The following is an 18,884-nucleotide window of genomic DNA, read 5'->3' as shown; positions in this document are numbered from 1 at the left end:
CAGTGGTGGTGGTGGCGTATGCCACCCGTCAAGCCGACAAAAGCCAAATACAAAAGGGGCCCCGCAAGCGGGGCCCCTTCTTCATGTCAGCCTGACTGGGCAGCTTACACCGTCACGCCGTCGGCCACTTCCTTGAAGTCCTCGATCTGGTCGAAGTTCATGTACTTGTAGATCTTGTCGCCATTGGCGTTGAGCACGCCCATGTCGGCCATGTACTCTTCCTTGGTCGGAATGCGGCCCAGGCGCGAGCAGATCGCCGCCAGTTCGGCGGAACCCAGGTACACGTTGGTGTTCTTGCCCAGGCGGTTCGGGAAGTTACGCGTGCTGGTCGACATCACCGTGGCGCCTTCGCGCACCTGTGCCTGGTTGCCCATGCACAGCGAGCAGCCCGGCATTTCGGTGCGGGCACCGGCGGTGCCGAACACGCCGTAGTGGCCTTCCTCGGTCAGCTGCTTCTGGTCCATCTTGGTCGGCGGAGCCACCCACAGCTTGACCGGGATGTCGCGCTTGCCTTCCAGCAGCTTGGAAGCTGCGCGGAAGTGGCCGATGTTGGTCATGCACGAACCGATGAACACTTCGTCGATCTTGGCGCCGGCCACCTCGGACAGCGTCTTGACGTCGTCCGGGTCGTTCGGGCAGGCCACGATCGGCTCATGCACGTCGGCCAGGTCGATCTCGATCACGGCGGCGTACTCGGCGTCGGCGTCCGGCTCCAGCAGCCTGGGATCGGCCAGCCACGCTTCCATGGCCTTGATGCGGCGCTGCAGGCTGCGCGGGTCCTGGTAGCCCTGGGCGATCATCCACTTCAGCAGCGTGATGTTGCTGTTGATGTATTCGATGATCGGGTCCTTGTTCAGGCGCACCGTGCAACCGGCGGCCGAGCGCTCAGCCGATGCATCCGACAGCTCGAATGCTTGCTCGACCTTCAGGTCGGGCAGGCCTTCGATTTCCAGGACGCGGCCCGAGAAGATGTTCTTCTTGCCTTGCTTGGCCACGGTCAGCAGGCCTTGCTTGATCGCGTACAGCGGAATCGCGTTGACCAGGTCGCGCAGCGTCACGCCGGGCTGCATCTTGCCCTTGAAGCGGACCAGCACCGATTCCGGCATGTCCAGCGGCATCACGCCGGTGGCGGCGGCAAAGGCCACCAGGCCCGAACCTGCGGGGAAGCTGATGCCGATCGGGAAGCGGGTGTGCGAATCGCCGCCGGTGCCGACGGTGTCGGGCAGCAGCATGCGGTTCAGCCACGAGTGGATCACGCCGTCGCCCGGGCGCAGCGAGATGCCGCCGCGCGTGCTGATGAACTCGGGCAGCGTGTGGTGGGTCTTGACGTCGACCGGCTTCGGGTAGGCGGCGGTGTGGCAGAACGACTGCATCACCAGGTCGGCCGAGAAGCCCAGGCAGGCCAGGTCCTTCAACTCGTCGCGGGTCATCGGGCCGGTGGTGTCCTGCGAGCCAACCGAAGTCATCTTCGGTTCGCAGTAGGTGCCCGGGCGGATGCCCTTGCCTTCAGGCAGGCCGCAGGCGCGGCCGACCATCTTCTGCGCCAGCGTGAAGCCCTTGCCGGTATCGGCCGGGTTCTGCGGCAGGCGGAACAGCGTCGACGGGGCCAGGCCCAGCGCTTCGCGCGCCTTGGCGGTCAGGCCACGGCCGACGATCAGGGGAATACGGCCGCCAGCGCGGACTTCATCGAACAGCACGTCGGACTTGACCTTGAACTCGGCGATCACTGCGCCGTCCTTCAGGGCCTTGCCTTCATACGGGCGCAGTTCGACCACGTCGCCCATTTCCATCTTCGACACGTCCAGCTCGATCGGCAGCGCGCCGGCGTCTTCCATGGTGTTGTAGAAGATCGGGGCGATCTTGTTGCCCAGGCACACGCCGCCGAAGCGCTTGTTCGGGATGAACGGGATGTCTTCGCCGGTGAACCACAGCACCGAGTTGGTGGCGGACTTGCGGCTGGAGCCGGTACCGACCACGTCGCCCACGTAGGCGACCAGGTGGCCCTTTTCCTTCAGCGATTCAATGAACTTGACCGGGCCGCGCTTGCCGTCTTCTTCCGGCTGGAACGCAGCGCCTTCGCGCTTGTTCTTCAGCATCGCCAGCGCGTGCATCGGGATGTCCGGGCGGGTGGTGGCGTCCGGAGCCGGCGACAGGTCGTCGGTGTTGGTTTCGCCCGGCACCTTGAACACGGTGATGGTCAGGCTTTGCGGCACTTCCGGACGGCTGGTGAACCACTCGGCGTCGGCCCAGCTTTGCAGCACGGCCTTGGCGTTGGCATTGCCCTGGTCGGCCTTTTCCTTCACGTCGTGGAAGGCGTCGAACATCAGCAGGGTCTTCTTCAGCGCTTCGGCGGCGACGGTGCCGACTTCGGCATCGTCCAGCAGCTCGATCAGCGGCGAGATGTTGTAGCCGCCCAGCATGGTGCCCAGCAGCTCGGTCGCCTTGGCGCGCGAGATCAGCGCGCACTTTTCCTTGCCCAGCGCCACGGCGGCCAGGTACGAGGCCTTGACCTTGGCGGCGTCATCCACACCGGCCGGCACGCGGTAGGTGATCAGCTCCACCAGGGTCTGCTCTTCACCGGCGGGCGGGTTCTTCAGCAGTTCGACCAGCTCGGCCGTCTGCTTGGCGGTCAGGGGCAGAGGGGGGATGCCAAGCGCGGCGCGCTCGGCCACATGTGCGCGATAGTTTTCAAGCATGGGAACCTGCTGAGTAATTAGGTTTAGAAAATCTCGTTACGTCGCGATTGTAGTCTGAAGCCGCCCCCTGGTCAAATGTCTTATATCTTATATAAGAGTGAAAACCAAAAACATCATGCAAATCAAGGCACTGGAAACTGGAGGACGTGCGAACCCACATGAATCACTACCCGACTAGCGTAGTAGGGAATGCATGGCGGCGCTCCCGCGACCTGCCCGGCGGCCCGGCCAGGAATCGCGGCAGCTTGCACCGGCACTCAAGTTCACACGACATCAAGCGTTAACCAGCCTGCAGGCGCGCATCACGAAGCGCCCGCTCGCTTTAGCGCCCTGCTTCGCAGATAGCTTGCCGTGCCTGCTCCCTTTCCGCTCAAATGGCCAAGCTGAAAGGGTTTCCCCCTTTTTTTCGGCCCTTTGCTGGCCTGCGATTCCGGAAGAATGGCAGGCATTCCGATACAGGCTTCTCATGGCGAACACGGCTTCCCCTCCCCGGACTGGCAACACAGGCAAGCGCGGCCGGCTGCTGCTGATCGGCGCCGGCGTGCTGGTGGTGGCACTGGGCGCCGGAGGCTTCGTGCTGGGCAGCGTGCTGAGCAACCGCCAGCCGGCGGCGCCCGCCGCGCCCGCCGCCCCGGTCGTGCCGCCGCCGATCTTCGTGCCGCTGGACGCGTTCACCGTCAACCTGCGCAGCGACGACGGCGACCGCTTCCTGCACACCGGCCTGTCGCTGAAGGTGGCCGATGCCGAGACCCAGGCTCGCCTGGCCCAGTACCTGCCCGAGGCACGCAGCCGCATCCTGCTGCTGCTGTCGGCCAGGCAGCCGGCCGACCTGGCCACCGTCGAAGGCAAGCGCAAGCTGGCCGACGACATCCGCGACACCATCAGCAAGCCGTTTGCCAGCGGCCTGCCGGCGCAGCGGGTGCTGGACGTGCTCTTCACCTCTTTCGTGGTGCAGTAAGCGCAAGCCAGGGCCGCACCGGATTCATCCATAACGCCGCACAAGGGGCAGGACACTAGATGGCCTACGACAAGTTCCTCTCGCAAGACGAGGTCGACGAGCTGCTCAAGGGCGTATCCGGCGAAGCCGATACGCCCAAGGCCAGCGAGCCTGCGCTCGACGAGGGCGGTGTGCGCCCCTACAACCTGGCCACGCAGGAACGCATCATCCGCGGCCGCCTGCACACGCTGGAAATCATCAACGAGCGCTTTGCGCGCTCGATGCGCACGGCGCTGTTCAATTTCATCCGCCGCGGCGCGGACATCACCGTGGGCAGCATCAGGATCGAAAAGTTCGGCGACTTCGCGCGCAACCTGCCGATGCCGACCAACCTGAACCTGGTCCACCTGAAGCCGCTGCGCGGCACGGCGCTGTTCGTCTACGACCCGAACCTGGTGTTTCTGGTGGTGGACAACCTGTTCGGCGGCGACGGCCGCTTCCACACCCGCGTGGAAGGCCGCGACTTCACCCAGACCGAGCAGCGCATCATCCAGCGCATGCTGGAGCTGACGCTGGCCAGCTACGGCAACGCCTGGCGCACCGTGCACCCGATCGAGACCGAGTACATCCGCTCGGAGATGCACCCCAAGTTTGCCAACGTCGCCACCCATAACGAGGCCGTGGTGACCACCGCCTTCCATATCGAACTGGGCGCCGTCGGCGGGCAGCTCCACGTGTGCCTGCCGTACGCGATGATCGAGCCGCTCAAGGACCTGCTGATGAATCCGCTGCAGGACGAGAAGGAAGTCGACAAGGGCTGGGTCACGCAACTGTCCACGCAGCTGCGCGCGGCCGAGGTGGAGCTGGTGGCCGAGTTCGCGCACCTGCAGAGCACCGTGGCCGAAGTGCTGGCGATGCGCGCCGGCGACGTGCTGCCGATCGAGCTGCCGGAGAAGGTGTTCGGCAAGGTGGACGGCGTGCCCGTCATGCAATGCGGCTTCGGCACGATGAACGGCCAGTACGCGCTGCGGGTAGAACGAATGATCAATCACCAGGACGGCGATTCCCACCTGGACACCGAGGACAGCGATTATGAGTGACGGCATCGAGGACAAGCCCGTCGATCCGATGGACGACTGGGCCAGCGCGCTGGCCGAGCAGACCAGCGCCACATCCGCCGGGATCCCCGCAGCCGCCGCACCGGCGGCCCAACCCGCGGCCACTCCGGCCGCCGCCACCGTGTTCCAGCCGCTGGCGAAGGAAGCGCCGAGCGGCTTCCGCAACGATATCGAGATGATTCTCGATATCCCGGTGCAACTGACCGTGGAACTGGGCCGCACCAAGGTGCCCATCAAGAACCTGCTGCAGCTGGCGCAGGGCTCGGTGGTGGAGCTGGACGGCCTGGCCGGCGAGCCGATGGACGTGCTGGTCAACGGCTACCTGATCGCGCAGGGCGAGGTGGTGGTGGTAAACGACAAGTTCGGCATCCGCCTGACGGACATCATCACGCCGTCCGAGCGCATCCGCAAGCTGAACAAATGAGCATGCAGACGCGCGCCAGCCTGGCCGTGCTTGCGGCGCTGCCGGGGGCCGCCATGGCCGCCGACGGCACGCACGCGCCGGCCATCAGCGGCGCGGCCAGCCTGGCGCAGGCCGGGCTGGGGCTGTTCGCCATCGTCGCGCTGATCCTGGGCATGGCCTGGGTGGCCCGGCGTGCCGGCCTGGTCCGTCACGCCACCGGCGGCGCGATGAAGGTGGTCGGCAGCACCATGCTCGGCGCACGCCAGCGCCTGGTGCTGGTGGAAGTGGGCGATACCTGGCTGGTGCTGGGCGTGAGCCCCGGCGAAATCCGGCCGCTGCATACCCTGCCTGCGGGCACCACCGCAGCCAATCCCCTCGCCGCCACCGGCGGTGCAGGCCCTTCGCAACAGCCGGGTGGCGGCACCTTTGCCGAAAAGCTGCTGCGTTCGATGCAAAATCACTTCAAGTCATGAATTCCCCGCGTGCCGCGCTGCGGCGCCCGCTGCCGGGCCCGCTGCTGTCCCTGCTCGCGCTGATGCTGGCCATTGCCGCGCTGGCGCCCGCGCCGGCCTGGGCCCAGGCACTGCCCGGCGTCATCAGCAAGCCCGCCCCGGGCGGCGGCCAGATCTGGTCGCTGCCGGTACAGACGCTGGTGCTGCTGACCTCGCTGTCGTTCCTGCCGGCGGCGATGCTGCTGATGACCGGCTTCACCCGCATCATCATCGTGCTGGGCCTGCTGCGCAGCGCACTGGGCACCGCCACCTCGCCGCCCAACCAGGTGCTGGTGGGCCTGTCGCTGTTCCTGACCTTCTTCGTGATGGCACCGGTGTTCGACCGCGTCTACAACGACGCCTACAAGCCGCTGTCGGAAAACAAGATCAGCCTGGAGGCCGCCGCGGCCAAGGCCGCGGAGCCGCTCAAGGCCTTCATGCTGCGCCAGACCCGCGAGAAGGACCTGGCCATGTTCGCGCAGATGGCCAAGGCGCCTGAAATGCAGGGCCCCGAGGAAGTGCCGCTCAGCATCCTGGTGCCGGCCTTCGTCACCAGCGAGCTGAAGACCGCGTTCCAGATCGGCTTCACCATCTTCATCCCGTTCCTGATCATCGACCTGGTCGTCGCCAGCGTGCTGATGGCGATGGGGATGATGATGGTGCCGCCGGCCACCATCTCGCTGCCGTTCAAGCTGATGCTGTTCGTGCTGGTCGACGGCTGGCAGCTGCTGCTGGGTTCGCTGGCGCAGAGCTTCATGAACTGAGGCGGCCCCAGCGCCCGCCACCCACCGCAGAGTCCGAGCCATGACACCCGAGACCGTAATGACCATCGCCACCCAGGCGATGAAGATGACCCTGCTGCTGGCCGCCCCGCTGCTGCTGGTGGCGCTGGCCGCCGGCCTGGTGGTGAGCCTGTTCCAGGCCGCGACGCAGATCAACGAGATGACGCTGAGCTTCATCCCCAAGCTGATCGCGCTGTTCGCCACCATGGTGCTGGCCGGGCCGTGGATGATCAATTCCATGGTCGACTACATGCGCGGGGTGTTCCAGAGCATTCCCGCGCTGGCGCACTGACGCTGGCCAGTCCCCCCGCCCTTCCGCCCTGACTCCCCGCCGTGGTCGAATTCACCTCAGCCCAGCTCTACAGCTGGCTCGCGGCGTTCCTGTGGCCCTTCTTCCGCATCCTGGCCCTGATCGGCACCGCGCCGCTGTTCGGTGAGTCCACCATCCCGCGCCGCGCCAAGATCGCGCTGTCCGCGATGATCGCGATGGTGGTGTCGCCCACCATCGCGCAGCTGCCGGTGGTGCCGGTGTACTCCTTCGGGGGGCTGATGATCATCCTCAACGAAGTCGGCATCGGCCTGGCCACCGGCTTCGCCATGCGGCTGGTCTTTGCCACCGTGCAGCAAGCCGGCGAAATCATCGGCCTGCAGATGGGCCTGTCCTTTGCCTCGTTCTTCGACCGCGCCGCCGGCGGCCAGACCATGGTGCTGTCGCGCTTCCTGAACCTGATCGCGATGCTGCTGTTCCTGGCGCTGGACGGCCACCTGCTGATGCTGGGCGCGCTGGTCGACAGCTTCAACGGCCTGCCCATCGGCGGCACGCCGCTGTCCGCCGGCGGCGCCATGGCCGTGGCCCGCGCCGGCGGCATGGTGTTCTCGTCCGGACTGCTGCTGGCGCTGCCGATGATCGCGGCGCTGCTGACGCTGAACCTGGCGATGGGCATCCTGAACCGCGCCTCGCCGCAACTGTCGATCTTTGCGGTCGGCTTCCCGGTCACGCTGTCCGGCGGCCTGCTGGTGCTGATGCTGGTGATGCCGCAGATGGGCACCTACATGCAGCACATGATCGAGGCGGGGCTGGAGGCGCTCGGGACGGTGCTGGGGCAGTTTGCGCGGTAGGTTTGCGTATTATCTTAGATCTCGAATATTACTTGACATGGCGCATGGAAGGACTAGTATTGCGCCATGTACTTCGATCTCTAAGATTTCTGAGGTACCGCAACCACCGTTCAGGAGCCCTTCATGTACGACATTTTCGCCACCGACAAGCTGATCGACCTCTGGCTGACCGAAGACATCGGCATCTGCGACTTGACCGTCCAGACCATGATTGAACCGGGAGAGACCGGCACCTTCTGCATGAACGCCCGCGAGCCGATGCTTATCGCCGGCATCGACGTGGCGGCACGCATCTTCGCGCGCTACGATCCGACGCTGTCGGTCGATGTGCGCGTCGCCGATGGCGACAAGGTTGAAAAAGGCGCGGTGCTGCTTAACGTGAGCGGCAATGCACGCAGCGTCCTGACGGCCGAGCGCACCGCTCTTAACATCATGCAGCGGCTGTGCGGCATCGCCAACCATACGGCAACCTATGCCCAGGCTATTGCCCATACCAAGGCGCGCCTGATCGACAGCCGCAAGACCACGCCGGGCCTGCGCGCGCTGGAAAAGCATGCGGTGACCTGCGGCGGCGGCCTGAACCATCGGCTGAGCCTGGACAACGGCGTGATGATCAAGGACAACCACATCGCCGTATGCGGCAGCATCGCTGCCGCCGTGGCACGCGTGCGCCGCAAGCTGCCCGTGCTGACCAAGCTGGAAGTGGAATGCGACCGGCTGGAACAGGTGCACGAAGCACTGGCAGCCGGTGTCGACGTGATCATGCTGGACAACATGTCGGTGCCCGACATGAAGGAAGCCGTGCAGATCGTCAATGGCCGGACCAAGGTCGAGGCATCAGGCGGCATCCGCCTGGAAACGATCCGGGCCGTGGCGGAAACGGGCGTGGACTATATCTCCACGAGCAAGATCACCCAGTCCGCCCCTGCCGTCGACATCGGGCTCGACGAAGCCTGACACCGGGGGGACCAGCCCCCTGATCGCTCTAACCGATTCACGCCTTCTACCCAAGGCATTCACCCTTGCCGGTCTCGCCCGGCGAGGGTCTTTTCCGTTGCGGGTCGTCTACAGGTCCGAGAGCAGGCGCCCCACCTCCTGTGTGGACGGGACCCGCCGGCCATGTTCCGCCGACGCGGCTTCGTCGGCGACCAGCCGCTTCGCAATCGTGATCAGCACGCGGCGCGTGGTCAGCACGTCTTCTTCGCTCAGCCCTTCCACGCTGAGTTCATTCACCTCGGTCGCCAGCGGTTCAAGCTTGCGGCGCAGCGCGCGTCCGGTCTTGCTCAGGAACACATGCACCTTCTTCTTGTTGCCGGGAAGATGCGTGCGTTCCACGTAGCCCAGCGCCTCCAGCGCCTTGACTGCCGCAAACGTCGTCGGCTCGGTCACCCCGGCGCGTTCGCTCAGCTCTCGCTGCGACACGCCGTCATGGCGCCACAGGATACGCAGGATGGTCCAGTGGCCATACGAAACCGAATGTTCCGCCAGCCGCAGCTGCAGCGCCCGGATATAGGCCCGGGCGGCATCCTTCACCAGGTGGGCAAGCCGCTCTTCATCGGCTTCATCCGCAGGCGTGATCGGGACCGGAGCATCCGGTTTCTTTGTGGCCATAGTCGTGAGGGAAAGTAGAGCGTATGCATGCGGCACCGGACGACCCGGTGCCAGCGACAGCGCACATGATAGCGCCTCCGGCGCCCGCACGCCGACACCACTGCTTCGTCGGCAAGGCCTCTCCATGTAGCGTTCACTCCATCAGTGCACGATGCCCGCAACCCATGCACGGGGCACCGTCACCGCGCACCCTGCTCCCCGTGTTTTCCCCTATAAGCCCGCGAATCCCGCGTACACACTGGATTTGCGGGCGCTGGCCCGTTGCTTGCATTACCTTAGACATCGAACTTATCTTGACACCCCCCTGGCCGGTGCTAGCATAGCCACATAACTTCGACATCTAAGGTAATGCTCATGAAGGCGACCGGCACATTCTTCTTTGTTGTGGGGCCCAGTGGCGCTGGCAAGGACTCCCTGATCGACGGTGCACGTGCCACGCTCGACGGCGACTACGTTTTTGCGCGGCGCGTCATCACCCGCCCTGACGGCTCTGCTGGCGAGGAGCACGAAGGTGTCACGGAAACCGAGTTCGCGCGGCGCCAGCGAAGCGGAGAGTTCCTGGTGACCTGGGACGCGCACGACCTCCGCTACGGATTGCCCAGGTCCCTGATGTGCGAGCTCGAACGCGGCCGCAACGTCGTGGCCAATGGCTCGCGCGGCGTCATCGCGGAACTCGCGGCGCGCTTGCCCCGTTTCGTGGTGGTCCTGGTAACGGCACCGCATGACGTGCTTGCCCGGCGCATTGCCGCACGCGGGCGGGAATCGGGCGACCAGGTTGCCAGCCGCGTGGCACGCGCGGGAGCTCCGGTGCCGCCACACGTCCCCTGTATCACGGTGTCGAACGACAGCACGCTGGAAGCAGGCACGGCACGCTTTGTCGAAGCCTTGCGCAACGGCACCAGGGCATCCGCCGCCGAACGGCCGGCCAGCCGCACCAACCTGATGGCCAAGCTGCGCGGCGAGCCGCTCGACGAAGCTGCCTACGTCGCCGTGCTGCAGGACGCCATCGCCGGGCGCTACACCGAGGCCGAGCTGACCGAGTTCCTCGTTGCCGCAACCCGCACGCTCACGGACGAGGAAGTGGTGGCACTGGCACGCGCGCGTACCACCTTCACACCCCGCATCGACTGGGACGAACCGGTAGTCGTCGACAAGCATTCGATGGGCGGCGTTCCCGGCAGCCGCATCACGCTGATCGTGGTGCCGATTGTCGCGGCCTACGGGCTGGCGATGCCCAAGACATCGTCGCGCGCGATCACCTCTGCCGCCGGCACCGCCGATGCCATGGAGACCATCGCACGGGTCGACCTGGCGCACGAGGACGTGCGCCGCTGCGTGGCCCAGGCGCGCGCCTGCATCGCCTGGAACGGACGGCTGAACCATTCCGTGGTCGACGATGTGATGAACGCCATCACGCGGCCGCTGCGGCTGGATTCGCGGCGCTGGTCGGTGGCGTCGATCCTGTCGAAGAAGTACACCGCCGGCGCCACCCATGTCATCGTCGACCTGCCCTACGGGCCGCAAACCAAGCTGGCAACGCGCGCCGACGCCGAGGCGCTGGGCGCGCTGTTCGAACACGTCGGCAAGGGACTGGGCCTGCACGTACGCGCACTGGTCACGGACGGCAGCCGCCCGATCGGGCGCGGCATCGGCCCCGCACTGGAAGTGCGCGACGTCCGACTCGTGCTCGACAACGCTCCCGATGCGCCCGCCGACCTGCGTGACAAGGCCCTGCGCTTTGCCGGCGAAATCATCGCATTCGATCCCCGCGTGGGCTCCCCCGAACACGGCATGCAAATTGCGGCGGCGCTGCTGCATGAAGGCAAGGCCAGGGCCGCGTTCGAGCGCATCGCCGCCGCGCAGGGCGTTCGCTGCGATCCAGTGGCGCCGGGTACGCATACGCTGGTCGTTCCCGCCGCCACGCAGGGCCGGGTCACGGGCGTCGATGGCCTGCAGATTTCCGGCGTGGCGCGCGCCGCCGGCGCGCCGCGCGATGGCGGTGCCGGGGTCGACATGCTGTGCGCGATCGGTGCAAGGGTGGCGCCAGGGCAACCGCTCTACCGTATTCACGCCGGCTTCGCTGAAGCGCTAGAGGCGGCTGCGGCACTGGTGCGCGCCGGCGGCGAGTGCTGCCAGGCGGTGCGTATAGACCCCGATTGACCGGCTTTCCCGCTTCCTTCACCCTAACCGACGAGGCATATCAATGAGACCCCTATCCGTCGTCAGCAGTCTGGCATCGCTCCTGTTTGTCGCAGGCAGCCTGGGCACCCTGCCCGGGCGCGCCGAAGCCAATATCGCCAGTACCTTCCCGCAAAAGCCGATCCGCATGGTGGTGACGTTCCCGGCCGGAGGGGGGACCGATTCTCTCGCGCGCCTGATCGGGGCCGACATCAGCAAGTCGCTGGGGCAGCCGGTGGTGATCGACAACCGGCCCGGCGCCAGCGGCAATATTGGCGCCGAGTTCGTCGCCAAGAGTCCCGCCGACGGCTATACGCTGCTTATCGTCAACAGCAGCTTTGCCATCAACCCGAGCGTCTTCAAGAAGCTGCAGTTCAATCCCAAGTCCGATTTCAGCGCCGTCATCACCTTCGCTTCGGTGCCATCGGTGATCGCCGTGCCATCGCACTCGAAACTCCGCACTTTCAGCGACCTGCTGGCGGCGGGCAAGAGCGCCTCCCCTCCCAGCTATGCGTCGTGCGGCAACGGCACCCCGCAGCATCTGGCAGGCGAACTGCTCAAGGTTTCGGCAAGGATGGACATGCTGCACGTGCCATACAAGGGTTGCGCCCCCGCCATCGCCGACGTACTCGGCAACCAGGCCGATGTCAGCGTCAACACGCTGACCAACACCATCCCCTACCTGAAAAGCAACAAGCTGCGCGCGCTGGCCGTCACGTCGAAGGCACGCTCGCCGTTCCTGCCAGACGTACCCACCGTGAGCGAGCTTGGCGTGGCCGGCTATGACGTCGACCAATGGTTCGGCATCCTCGCCCCGGCAAATACGCCGCCCGAGATCGTGCAAAGGCTCAACACGGAAATCGCCAGGGCCATCGCCAAGCCCGAGGTCAAGGCATCGCTGACGCAACTCGGCTTTGCCACGACGACAAGCACGCCCGCTGAATTCCAGAAGCTGGTGAGTTCCGACATCGATCGCTGGCAGAAATTCACGACGAAGATCAATCTGCTCGTCGACTGACCCGGCTGGGGCACCGGCCAGGCCACAGCAGGCGGATCCCCCGACTTCCCGTAGTACATCGTTGCCACGCGGGCGCAAGCCAGCCCCCGTGCGAGCGCGTTCGTGCCTGCGGGATGGCCGCGACGATCCGGTGGCGCCGGGCCGCCTTCAGGCCGGATCAGAAGCCGACCGTCGCCGACATCATCAACGTGCGCGGCTCGCCAATGGCCAGGCCGCCATAGCTGTCCACCGCCGCCCAATAACGGCGGTCGAACACATTGCGCAGATAGAGGCGAAGAATCGCGTCTTTCCCGGCCATCCTGGTCCGGTAGCGCGCACCCAGGTCCACGCGCGTCCAGGCTGGCAAGCTCTGGGTATTGGCCTGGTCAACATACTGGCGCCCGGTGTAGGCAAGCGCGCCGCTCAGTGTCAGGCCGGGAAGCCAGGCGGCATCCCATTCGGCGCCAAGGTTCACCTGCAGCGACGGGGCGCCGATGACGGACCTGCCCACCGTGCCGGCGTCCGCGTCGCGGGTGATGGTTGCGTCAAGCAGTGCAGCGCTCGCCAGCAAGCGCACGTTGCTGGCGAGCTCGCCGTACAGCCCGAACTCGAGACCCCGGCTACGCTGCTCGCCGTTGACGGCGAACCACGAGCCAGCAAGCTCCCCGCCGGGCTTGCTGATCTGGAATGCGCTGATGGTGGCGCGCATGCCGCCTTGTTCCAGCTTTACCCCTACCTCGTACTGGCGCGACTTGTACGGGGCGAACACTTCACCGGCATTGCTGGCACTACCCGGCGCGATTTCGCCCTTGCTGAGCCCCTCGATACGATTGGCGTAGAACGATACCTGCTGCCAGGGCCTGACCACCAACCCCGCCAGCGTCGTCCACGCGCCCTGGTCGTAGCGCGAGGCCAGTCCTCCGTCCGCGTTGAAGTTGTCCGACTGCACACGCTGGCGGCGCAGGCCAAGCGTCAGTTGCAGGCGGCGGTCAAGGACCGAGAGCGTATCGGCCAATGCCACGCCGGTGAGCCGTGTCTTCGATACCGTCGGCACGCCAGACGGCGCCGGCACATCCTGGAACGGCAGCGTCGCGGGCGCGTAGAGGTTGGTCAGCGCGGTCGTGCTGGCAGTGTTGTACGCGCGCCCGAGCTTGTCGTGGTAGCCACTGGCCACGACGCTGAGCTGGTGACTCACGGGGCCGGTCTGGAAACGCGCGCGCACGCCGGTGTCGGCGCTGACACGCGCCACCTGGAAGCGATAGTTGGAGTCGGCTACCGCCACATCGCCCGCGGCATCGATGATGGTTGGCGTGATGGCAAACAGCCGCGCCACGTGCGTCTGCCCGCCACCGGCATCGGCAAACCAGGTCACGCCGTCGGCAAGGTCGTATTCCGCGCGCAGCAGCTGCGAGCCGTCGCGGATATGGGATTGCTCCCACGGCTGCGAGATATTGCGGCGGCCATCCGGCGCGTCGGGCACGGCGATGCCTGGCACGATATGCAGCAACCGCGATGGCGCGGAAATCCGTTCGCGCTGGCCGATCAGATCCAGCGTGGTGCGCAAGCGCTCGCCCTGGTAGTCCAGCGCCAGCGCGCCCGAGGTGGCGCGGCGCGACTGGTTGTCGAGCGCGGTACCGCCACCCAGGTAGCTGCCATTGAAGCGAATGCCGAACTGGCTGGCACTGCCCAGGCGGCGGCTGATATCCACGCTGCCCCCGAACTGCGACGCCGCCGCGTAGTCGGCCGTGAAGCGCGTCACGTCGACGGCACCCGCGCGCTTGGGCACGATGTTGATGCCGCCGCCCACGCTGCCGCTGGGCGCCATGCCGTTGAGCACCGCCGTGGGGCCCTTGATCAGTTCCACGCGCTCGACATAGCTGGTGGAAACGCGATAGTTGGACGCCACGCCATAGATGCCATCGAACGCGATCTCGCCGAAGTTGCCGTTGCCCACCGGAAACCCGCGGATGCTGAACGCATCCAGGATGCCGCCGGGCTGGCTGACATAGCGCACCGATGCATCGTTGGCCAGCACGTCGCCAACGGTGCGTGCCTGCTGGTTTTCGATGAAGCCGGCGCTGTAGCCCACGGCATTGAACGGTGCATCCATGTTGTCGGTGTTGCCGAGCAAACCCAGGCGCACGCCTTGTGTGACCTGTCCACCGGCCAGCAACGGCGGTTCGCTGTCATGCGTGCCGACGACGCGCACCTCGGGCAGCGTTGCGGGCGCGCGTTCACCTTGCACCGCGGCGCGGCGCACGGCGTAGCCGCCGCCGTCCATCGGCACAGCCTCCAGCCCGGTGCCGGCCAGCAGCACGTGAAAGCCCTCGGGAACGGCATAGCTGCCATGCAACCCCTCGCTGCGCAGCCCGGCCAGCTGCGCGGCATCGTAGGACAGATTGATGCCGGCGGCGCTGGCAAAGCGGTTCAGCGTGACCGTGAGCGGGCCGGGCGCGATGGCGAAGGCGCGCATGGCGACGGCACTGCCCTTGTCTTGCCCCAGCGCCGGCAGCGCGGCGGTCCCCAGCGTCAGGACAGCGAGCCACGCCCCCGCGGCGGCCGAAGCGCTCCGCGTGCGCCACACCGCGCCCGGGGATCGTTGCGACTGCCGCTTCCTCACGCCGCTCCGCTCAGAAGTCCACGGCCACGGACGCCATGAAGGTGCGCGGGACACCCTGCGAAATGGTCCCGTACGATGCCACGCCCGACCAGTACTTGCGATCGAAGGCGTTGATCAGCGCCGCGCGGAAGGTGGTGGCATGACCGCTGACCTTGGTGCGGTAGCGCGCGCCCAGGTCCACCGTGGTCCACGACGGCACGTGCTGGGTATTGGCCTGGTTGACGTAAGCATTGCCGGTGTAGTTCACCGCGCCGGTCAGCGTCAGGCCCTGTACCCACGGCAGGTCCCACTCGGCGCCCGCGTTGGCCATCACCTTGGGCACGCCCACCGGGCGGTTGCCGAGGGTCGCGGCGCTGTTGGTCTTGGTCAGCTCGCCGTCCAGCAGGGTCACGCCGCCGAGCAGGCGCACACCCTTCCAGGCTTCCCCGGACAGCGTGAGCTCGATGCCCTGGTTGCGCTGCTCGCTGTCGATCGCATAGACCGTGCCGAACAGCTGGCCGCTGGGCTTGCTCATGCGGAACACCGCCAGCGTGGCCATGACCTTGCCGGCATCGAGCTTCACGCCCACCTCCTGCTGCTTGGTCTTGTACGGTGCGAACACCTGGCCCGCGTTCGACGCGGTGGCGGGCGCGATATCGCCCTTGCTCAGGCCTTCCACGTAGTTGGCGTACAGGGACACATGCTGCCAGGGCTTGTACACGATGCCGGCCAGCGGCGTGACCGCGCTCTCGTCATACGAAGCGGTCTTGGCGCCGCTGCTGCTGTAGTTGCCGGACTTTACCTGCTGGTAGCGCAGGCCCAGCGTCAGCTGCAGGCGCTCGTCGAATGCGCTCAGCGTGTCGGCCAGCGCCACGCCGGACAGCGTGGAGTCCGACACCTTGGGCACGGAGGCGGGTGCTGCCACGCTCTGCTCGGGGCTGGCGACCGGGTCATAGATATTGGACCGCACCGCCGTGCCCGCTCTGCTGGCACTCGCGATCCTGTCCGTGTAGAGGTTGGCCTGCAGCGCCAGTGCATGCCTGACTGAGCCGGTCCCGAATCTGGCCCGCACACCGGTATCGAACGAGGAGCGATTGATCCGGAACTTCCAGTTCTGCGGCACGGCCGAGGTGTCGCCGCCGGCGTTCAGGATGGTGGGGGTCTGGTCGGAGAAGCGCGCCACGTCCGAGCGGGTGCCGCCGGCATCGGCAAAGATGGTGACGTTGTCAGTCAGGCCGTACTCGGCGCGCAGCAGCGTCGAGAGGTCGTTGGACTTCCACCAGCCCCATGGCTGCGAGACATTGCGCCGGCCGTCAGGTGCCGCTGGCACCTCCACGCCCGGGGCGACAAGGAACGGACGCGTGGGAGCATCGACCCACTGGTACTGCTCGATCACGTCGAGCGAGGCGCGCAGGCGCTCGCCCTGATAGTCCAGCGACAATGCGGCCACCTCGGCGCGCGACTTCTGGTGGTCCAGCGGGGTCGGGCCCTGGCGGTGCAGCCCGTTGAAGCGCACCCCCCATTCGCGCTTCTCGCCGAAGCGGCGGCTCAGGTCGACGGCGCCGCCCACCTGCGCGTCGGAAGCATAGTCCAGCGTAAAGCGCGTCAGGTCCGTGGCCAGCGCGCGCTTGGGCACCACGTTGACCACGCCGCCCACGCCGCTGTTGGGCGACATGCCATACAGTAAGGCGGCCGGGCCCTTGAGCACCTCGACCCGCTCCAGGTATTCGGTGAACAGGTGATAGTTGGGCGAGACCCCGTAGACGCCGTCGAAGGCCACCTCGGACAGGTTGCCCTCGTTGATCGGGAAGCCGCGGATGTAGAACGAATCGGTCACGCCGCCGATCTGGCCGGTGAAGCGCGTGGACGGGTCGCTCCCCAGCACTTCCGCCAGCGTCACGGCTTGCTGGTCCTCCAAGCGTTGTGCGGTGTAGTTGGTCGTCGCGAACGGGGTGTCCATCACCCCCTTGTTGCCAAGCAGCCCGAGCCGGCCGCCGCGCGCGACCTGTCCGCCCGCGTACGCCGCGGGCAGGTCGCCGGCGCCATCGGCGCTGGCGCTGACGGTCACGGCCGGCAGCGTTTGTGGATCGGCGGCCTGCGCCAGGGCTTCAAACGGTGCCACGGCGGCCCCCAAGGTCAGGCAGACGCAGGCACGGTGCAGCGCGATGGCCAGCGGCCGGGGTTGCGGCGTGCAGGCCATGCGAGGCGACTTTGCAGGGCGGGCGTGGGTAAAACAAGATACAGACATCATTCTCTCCGGCAGCGACAGGTTTTGGTTTCCTATGCTGTTGGCCGGTCGAGAACCGGAATCCCCTCACTTTTCCTGAAAATATTTCTCGCACGCCCGGCATCGTGGTTCAGCGCGGCCCCACGCTGACCCAGAAGCGCGTGCGGTAGCGAATGCTGATGGGCTGCGCCTGCGCAAGGAATGCCAGTGCCCGGTCGGTGTCTCGCACCCGGTATGCGCCGGACACGCGCAGGTCCGCCACGGACGGGTCGCAGACGATGCGCCCGCTCCGGTAGCGCGACAGCTCGGCCAGCAGGTCCGCAAGCCGCATGTCGTTGCCGGCGATCACGCCTTCGGCCCAGCCGTCGTCCGTGAACGGCCGGGCCGGTGCTGGTGCGCTGCCGTCGGCTGCGAGCCACCAGTTCGTGCCGGCTCGCGCCACCTTTGCGTTGTCATCGGCGGCCCGGCCGTTGGCGGGATGCAGGGCGACCGCCCCTTCGAGCACGCTGACGCGCGCGTGCCCGTCCTCCAGCCGCACCACAAAGCGCGTGCCCAGAGCGCGTAGTCCGCCAAATGGCGTCTCTACCCAGAACGGCCGCATTGCAACGGGCGTATCGTGGCCGGTGGCAACCAGGATCTCTCCACGCCGCAACGTCACGACGCGTCGCGTGGCGTCGAAGCGGGTGCTGATCGCGGTGTCGGTATTCAGCACGATCGTGCTGCCGTCGTCGAACCGCACCGTGCGCTGCTCGCCGGTGGCGGTGCTGGCATCGGCCAGCAGGCGCTGCCACGGGGCCAGCTCGCGCGCTGCGCCGGCAGCCAGTACCGAAACACCAGCCAGCGCAAGGATCTTGATAGCCTGGCGCCGCCGGATGCCGCGCGTGCCACGACGCTTGCCCACGGTCTTCAGCGTATCGAGCGCCAGGGCCGGCGGCATCCGGCTGAAATCGTCCTTCAGACCCTGCACGCGTTGCCAGGCCACGCCATGCAGCGGACTGGCGGCCAGCCATTGTGCAAAACCCTTGTGCGCAACGGCATCGCCCTCGCCAAAGTCGAGCTTGACCATCCAGCGGATGGCCTGGTCGACGACATCGGACGGAACAGAGAGCTCAGGCCGCGGCTGCGCGGGCCTGCCTGGATCGGTCACCGGCGCCTACTCGCCAAAGCGCAGCGTGTAGCAATGCCGCAGCGCCGTGGCCACGTAACGTTCCGCCGTGGCCAGCGATACCCCCAGACGCTCGCCAATCTGGCGGCAACTCAGCCCTTCGAGCTGCGCCCACAGGAATGCGGTGCGCACCCGCGGCTTCAAGGCATCGAGGATGCGGTCGATCGCGATCAGCGTCTCGAGAAACTGGAGCCGGCTCTCAGGCGACGGCGCTTGTGGTTCGGGCAGCTGGGCCAGCGTCTCCAGCCACGCCAGTTCCAGTTCGCGGCGGCGCCAGTGCTCGATGACCAGCCCACGCGCGATGGTGCTCAGGTAGGTGCGCGGCTCGCGGATATCGCAGGGTTCACGCCGCAACAGGCGCAGGAATACGTCCTGGGCGAGATCAGCAGCGTCGCAGGCATTGCCAAGCTGACGGCGCAGCCACCCCTGCAACCACCGGTGGTGATCGCAATAGAGAACATGAACCTGCTGATTGCCCGGAATGTCGGCGGCGCCCACCTGCGAAACCCTCGTTCATTTCCGCACCCAACGATGCGCGCACTATGCAAATGAGAATTATTT

The 18,884-nt window shown here is 66.6% G+C and carries 16 protein-coding genes; 10 read left to right on the top strand and 6 right to left on the bottom strand.

The annotated features are described in order from the left end of the window. Positions 1-104: 104 nt before the first annotated feature. The gene (gene acnB, locus AC3WON_RS13650) at positions 105-2,696 is read right to left on the bottom strand and encodes a bifunctional aconitate hydratase 2/2-methylisocitrate dehydratase (RefSeq protein WP_492320695.1); all 2,592 of its coding nucleotides are present in this window, start codon (positions 2,694-2,696) and stop codon (positions 105-107) included. A 466-nt stretch (positions 2,697-3,162) separates the two neighbouring features. On the opposite strand from acnB, the gene fliL reads away from it, so the two are divergent. From fliL to nadC, 8 genes are all read left to right on the top strand, one after another. Continuing rightward, complete coding sequence (gene fliL, locus AC3WON_RS13645) at positions 3,163-3,654, top strand: flagellar basal body-associated protein FliL (RefSeq protein WP_011616679.1); 492 nt, start codon at positions 3,163-3,165, stop codon at positions 3,652-3,654. A gap of 59 nt (positions 3,655-3,713) precedes the next feature. After that, the gene (gene fliM / locus AC3WON_RS13640; RefSeq protein WP_010810394.1) at positions 3,714-4,733 is read left to right on the top strand and encodes a flagellar motor switch protein FliM; all 1,020 of its coding nucleotides are present in this window, start codon (positions 3,714-3,716) and stop codon (positions 4,731-4,733) included. Next, positions 4,726-5,175: a flagellar motor switch protein FliN gene (gene fliN / locus AC3WON_RS13635; RefSeq protein WP_010810395.1), complete on the top strand. Its 450-nt coding sequence runs from the start codon at positions 4,726-4,728 to the stop codon at positions 5,173-5,175. The genes fliM and fliN overlap by 8 nt, the downstream gene beginning before the upstream one ends. Continuing rightward, positions 5,172-5,627, top strand: coding sequence for a flagellar biosynthetic protein FliO (gene fliO, locus AC3WON_RS13630; RefSeq protein WP_492320694.1), 456 nt, complete (start codon positions 5,172-5,174; stop codon positions 5,625-5,627). The genes fliN and fliO overlap by 4 nt, the downstream gene beginning before the upstream one ends. Beyond that, a complete protein-coding gene (gene fliP, locus AC3WON_RS13625) occupies positions 5,624-6,409 on the top strand; it encodes a flagellar type III secretion system pore protein FliP (RefSeq protein ID WP_010810397.1) in 786 nt (261 codons plus the stop codon). The genes fliO and fliP overlap by 4 nt, the downstream gene beginning before the upstream one ends. Positions 6,410-6,449: 40 nt before the next feature. Further along, the gene (fliQ, locus tag AC3WON_RS13620; RefSeq protein ID WP_492320693.1) at positions 6,450-6,719 is read left to right on the top strand and encodes a flagellar biosynthesis protein FliQ; all 270 of its coding nucleotides are present in this window, start codon (positions 6,450-6,452) and stop codon (positions 6,717-6,719) included. A gap of 41 nt (positions 6,720-6,760) precedes the next feature. Continuing rightward, positions 6,761-7,546, top strand: a complete 786-nt coding sequence (gene fliR / locus AC3WON_RS13615) for a flagellar biosynthetic protein FliR (protein ID WP_492352026.1) — start codon at positions 6,761-6,763, stop codon at positions 7,544-7,546. Between the two features lie 123 nt (positions 7,547-7,669). After that, entirely contained in the window at positions 7,670-8,503 is an 834-nt protein-coding gene (nadC, locus tag AC3WON_RS13610; protein ID WP_018313570.1) for a carboxylating nicotinate-nucleotide diphosphorylase, read from the top strand. A 108-nt stretch (positions 8,504-8,611) separates the two neighbouring features. On the opposite strand, the gene AC3WON_RS13605 is transcribed toward nadC, so the two are convergent. Further along, on the bottom strand, positions 8,612-9,157 hold the full coding sequence (locus tag AC3WON_RS13605; protein ID WP_035816290.1) for a MarR family winged helix-turn-helix transcriptional regulator: 546 nt from the start codon (positions 9,155-9,157) through the stop codon (positions 8,612-8,614). 354 nt (positions 9,158-9,511) lie between these two features. On the opposite strand from AC3WON_RS13605, the gene phnN reads away from it, so the two are divergent. Together phnN and AC3WON_RS13595 are read left to right on the top strand one after the other, a co-directional pair. Next, the gene (phnN, locus tag AC3WON_RS13600) at positions 9,512-11,317 is read left to right on the top strand and encodes a phosphonate metabolism protein/1,5-bisphosphokinase (PRPP-forming) PhnN (protein ID WP_492352025.1); all 1,806 of its coding nucleotides are present in this window, start codon (positions 9,512-9,514) and stop codon (positions 11,315-11,317) included. A 43-nt stretch (positions 11,318-11,360) separates the two neighbouring features. Then, positions 11,361-12,353: a tripartite tricarboxylate transporter substrate binding protein gene (locus AC3WON_RS13595; protein ID WP_492352024.1), complete on the top strand. Its 993-nt coding sequence runs from the start codon at positions 11,361-11,363 to the stop codon at positions 12,351-12,353. A gap of 157 nt (positions 12,354-12,510) precedes the next feature. Here AC3WON_RS13595 and AC3WON_RS13590 read toward each other — a convergent pair whose 3' ends face one another. The 4 genes from AC3WON_RS13590 to AC3WON_RS13575 form a co-directional block, all read right to left on the bottom strand. Then, positions 12,511-14,952 carry a TonB-dependent siderophore receptor gene (locus AC3WON_RS13590; protein ID WP_492352023.1) on the bottom strand — a complete coding sequence of 814 codons (2,442 nt, stop codon included), beginning with the start codon at positions 14,950-14,952 and terminating at the stop codon, positions 12,511-12,513. A gap of 10 nt (positions 14,953-14,962) precedes the next feature. Further along, a complete protein-coding gene (locus AC3WON_RS13585; RefSeq protein WP_492352022.1) occupies positions 14,963-17,131 on the bottom strand; it encodes a TonB-dependent receptor in 2,169 nt (722 codons plus the stop codon). 157 nt (positions 17,132-17,288) lie between these two features. After that, the gene (locus AC3WON_RS13580; protein WP_492352021.1) at positions 17,289-18,305 is read right to left on the bottom strand and encodes a FecR domain-containing protein; all 1,017 of its coding nucleotides are present in this window, start codon (positions 18,303-18,305) and stop codon (positions 17,289-17,291) included. A gap of 6 nt (positions 18,306-18,311) precedes the next feature. Further along, complete coding sequence (locus AC3WON_RS13575; RefSeq protein ID WP_058698492.1) at positions 18,312-18,821, bottom strand: sigma-70 family RNA polymerase sigma factor; 510 nt, start codon at positions 18,819-18,821, stop codon at positions 18,312-18,314. Positions 18,822-18,884: the final 63 nt, after the last annotated feature.

This window comes from Cupriavidus sp. FW305-46 (assembly GCF_058787075.1).
This window is presented reverse-complemented; position numbering and strand designations above follow the sequence as displayed.

What these genes read in the sequence shown, in the direction of transcription:
- phnN (WP_492352025.1), top strand. Translation starts at nt 9,512, where the DNA reads ATGAAGGCGACCGGCACATTCTTCTTTGTTGTGGGGCCCAGTGGCGCT.
- nadC (WP_018313570.1), top strand. Translation starts at nt 7,670, where the DNA reads ATGTACGACATTTTCGCCACCGACAAGCTGATCGACCTCTGGCTGACC.
- fliO (WP_492320694.1), top strand. Translation starts at nt 5,172, where the DNA reads ATGAGCATGCAGACGCGCGCCAGCCTGGCCGTGCTTGCGGCGCTGCCG.
- AC3WON_RS13585 (WP_492352022.1), bottom strand. Translation starts at nt 17,131, where the DNA reads ATGGCCTGCACGCCGCAACCCCGGCCGCTGGCCATCGCGCTGCACCGT.
- AC3WON_RS13595 (WP_492352024.1), top strand. Translation starts at nt 11,361, where the DNA reads ATGAGACCCCTATCCGTCGTCAGCAGTCTGGCATCGCTCCTGTTTGTC.
- acnB (WP_492320695.1), bottom strand. Translation starts at nt 2,696, where the DNA reads ATGCTTGAAAACTATCGCGCACATGTGGCCGAGCGCGCCGCGCTTGGC.
- fliM (WP_010810394.1), top strand. Translation starts at nt 3,714, where the DNA reads ATGGCCTACGACAAGTTCCTCTCGCAAGACGAGGTCGACGAGCTGCTC.
- fliN (WP_010810395.1), top strand. Translation starts at nt 4,726, where the DNA reads ATGAGTGACGGCATCGAGGACAAGCCCGTCGATCCGATGGACGACTGG.
- fliQ (WP_492320693.1), top strand. Translation starts at nt 6,450, where the DNA reads ATGACACCCGAGACCGTAATGACCATCGCCACCCAGGCGATGAAGATG.
- fliP (WP_010810397.1), top strand. Translation starts at nt 5,624, where the DNA reads ATGAATTCCCCGCGTGCCGCGCTGCGGCGCCCGCTGCCGGGCCCGCTG.
- fliL (WP_011616679.1), top strand. Translation starts at nt 3,163, where the DNA reads ATGGCGAACACGGCTTCCCCTCCCCGGACTGGCAACACAGGCAAGCGC.
- AC3WON_RS13605 (WP_035816290.1), bottom strand. Translation starts at nt 9,157, where the DNA reads ATGGCCACAAAGAAACCGGATGCTCCGGTCCCGATCACGCCTGCGGAT.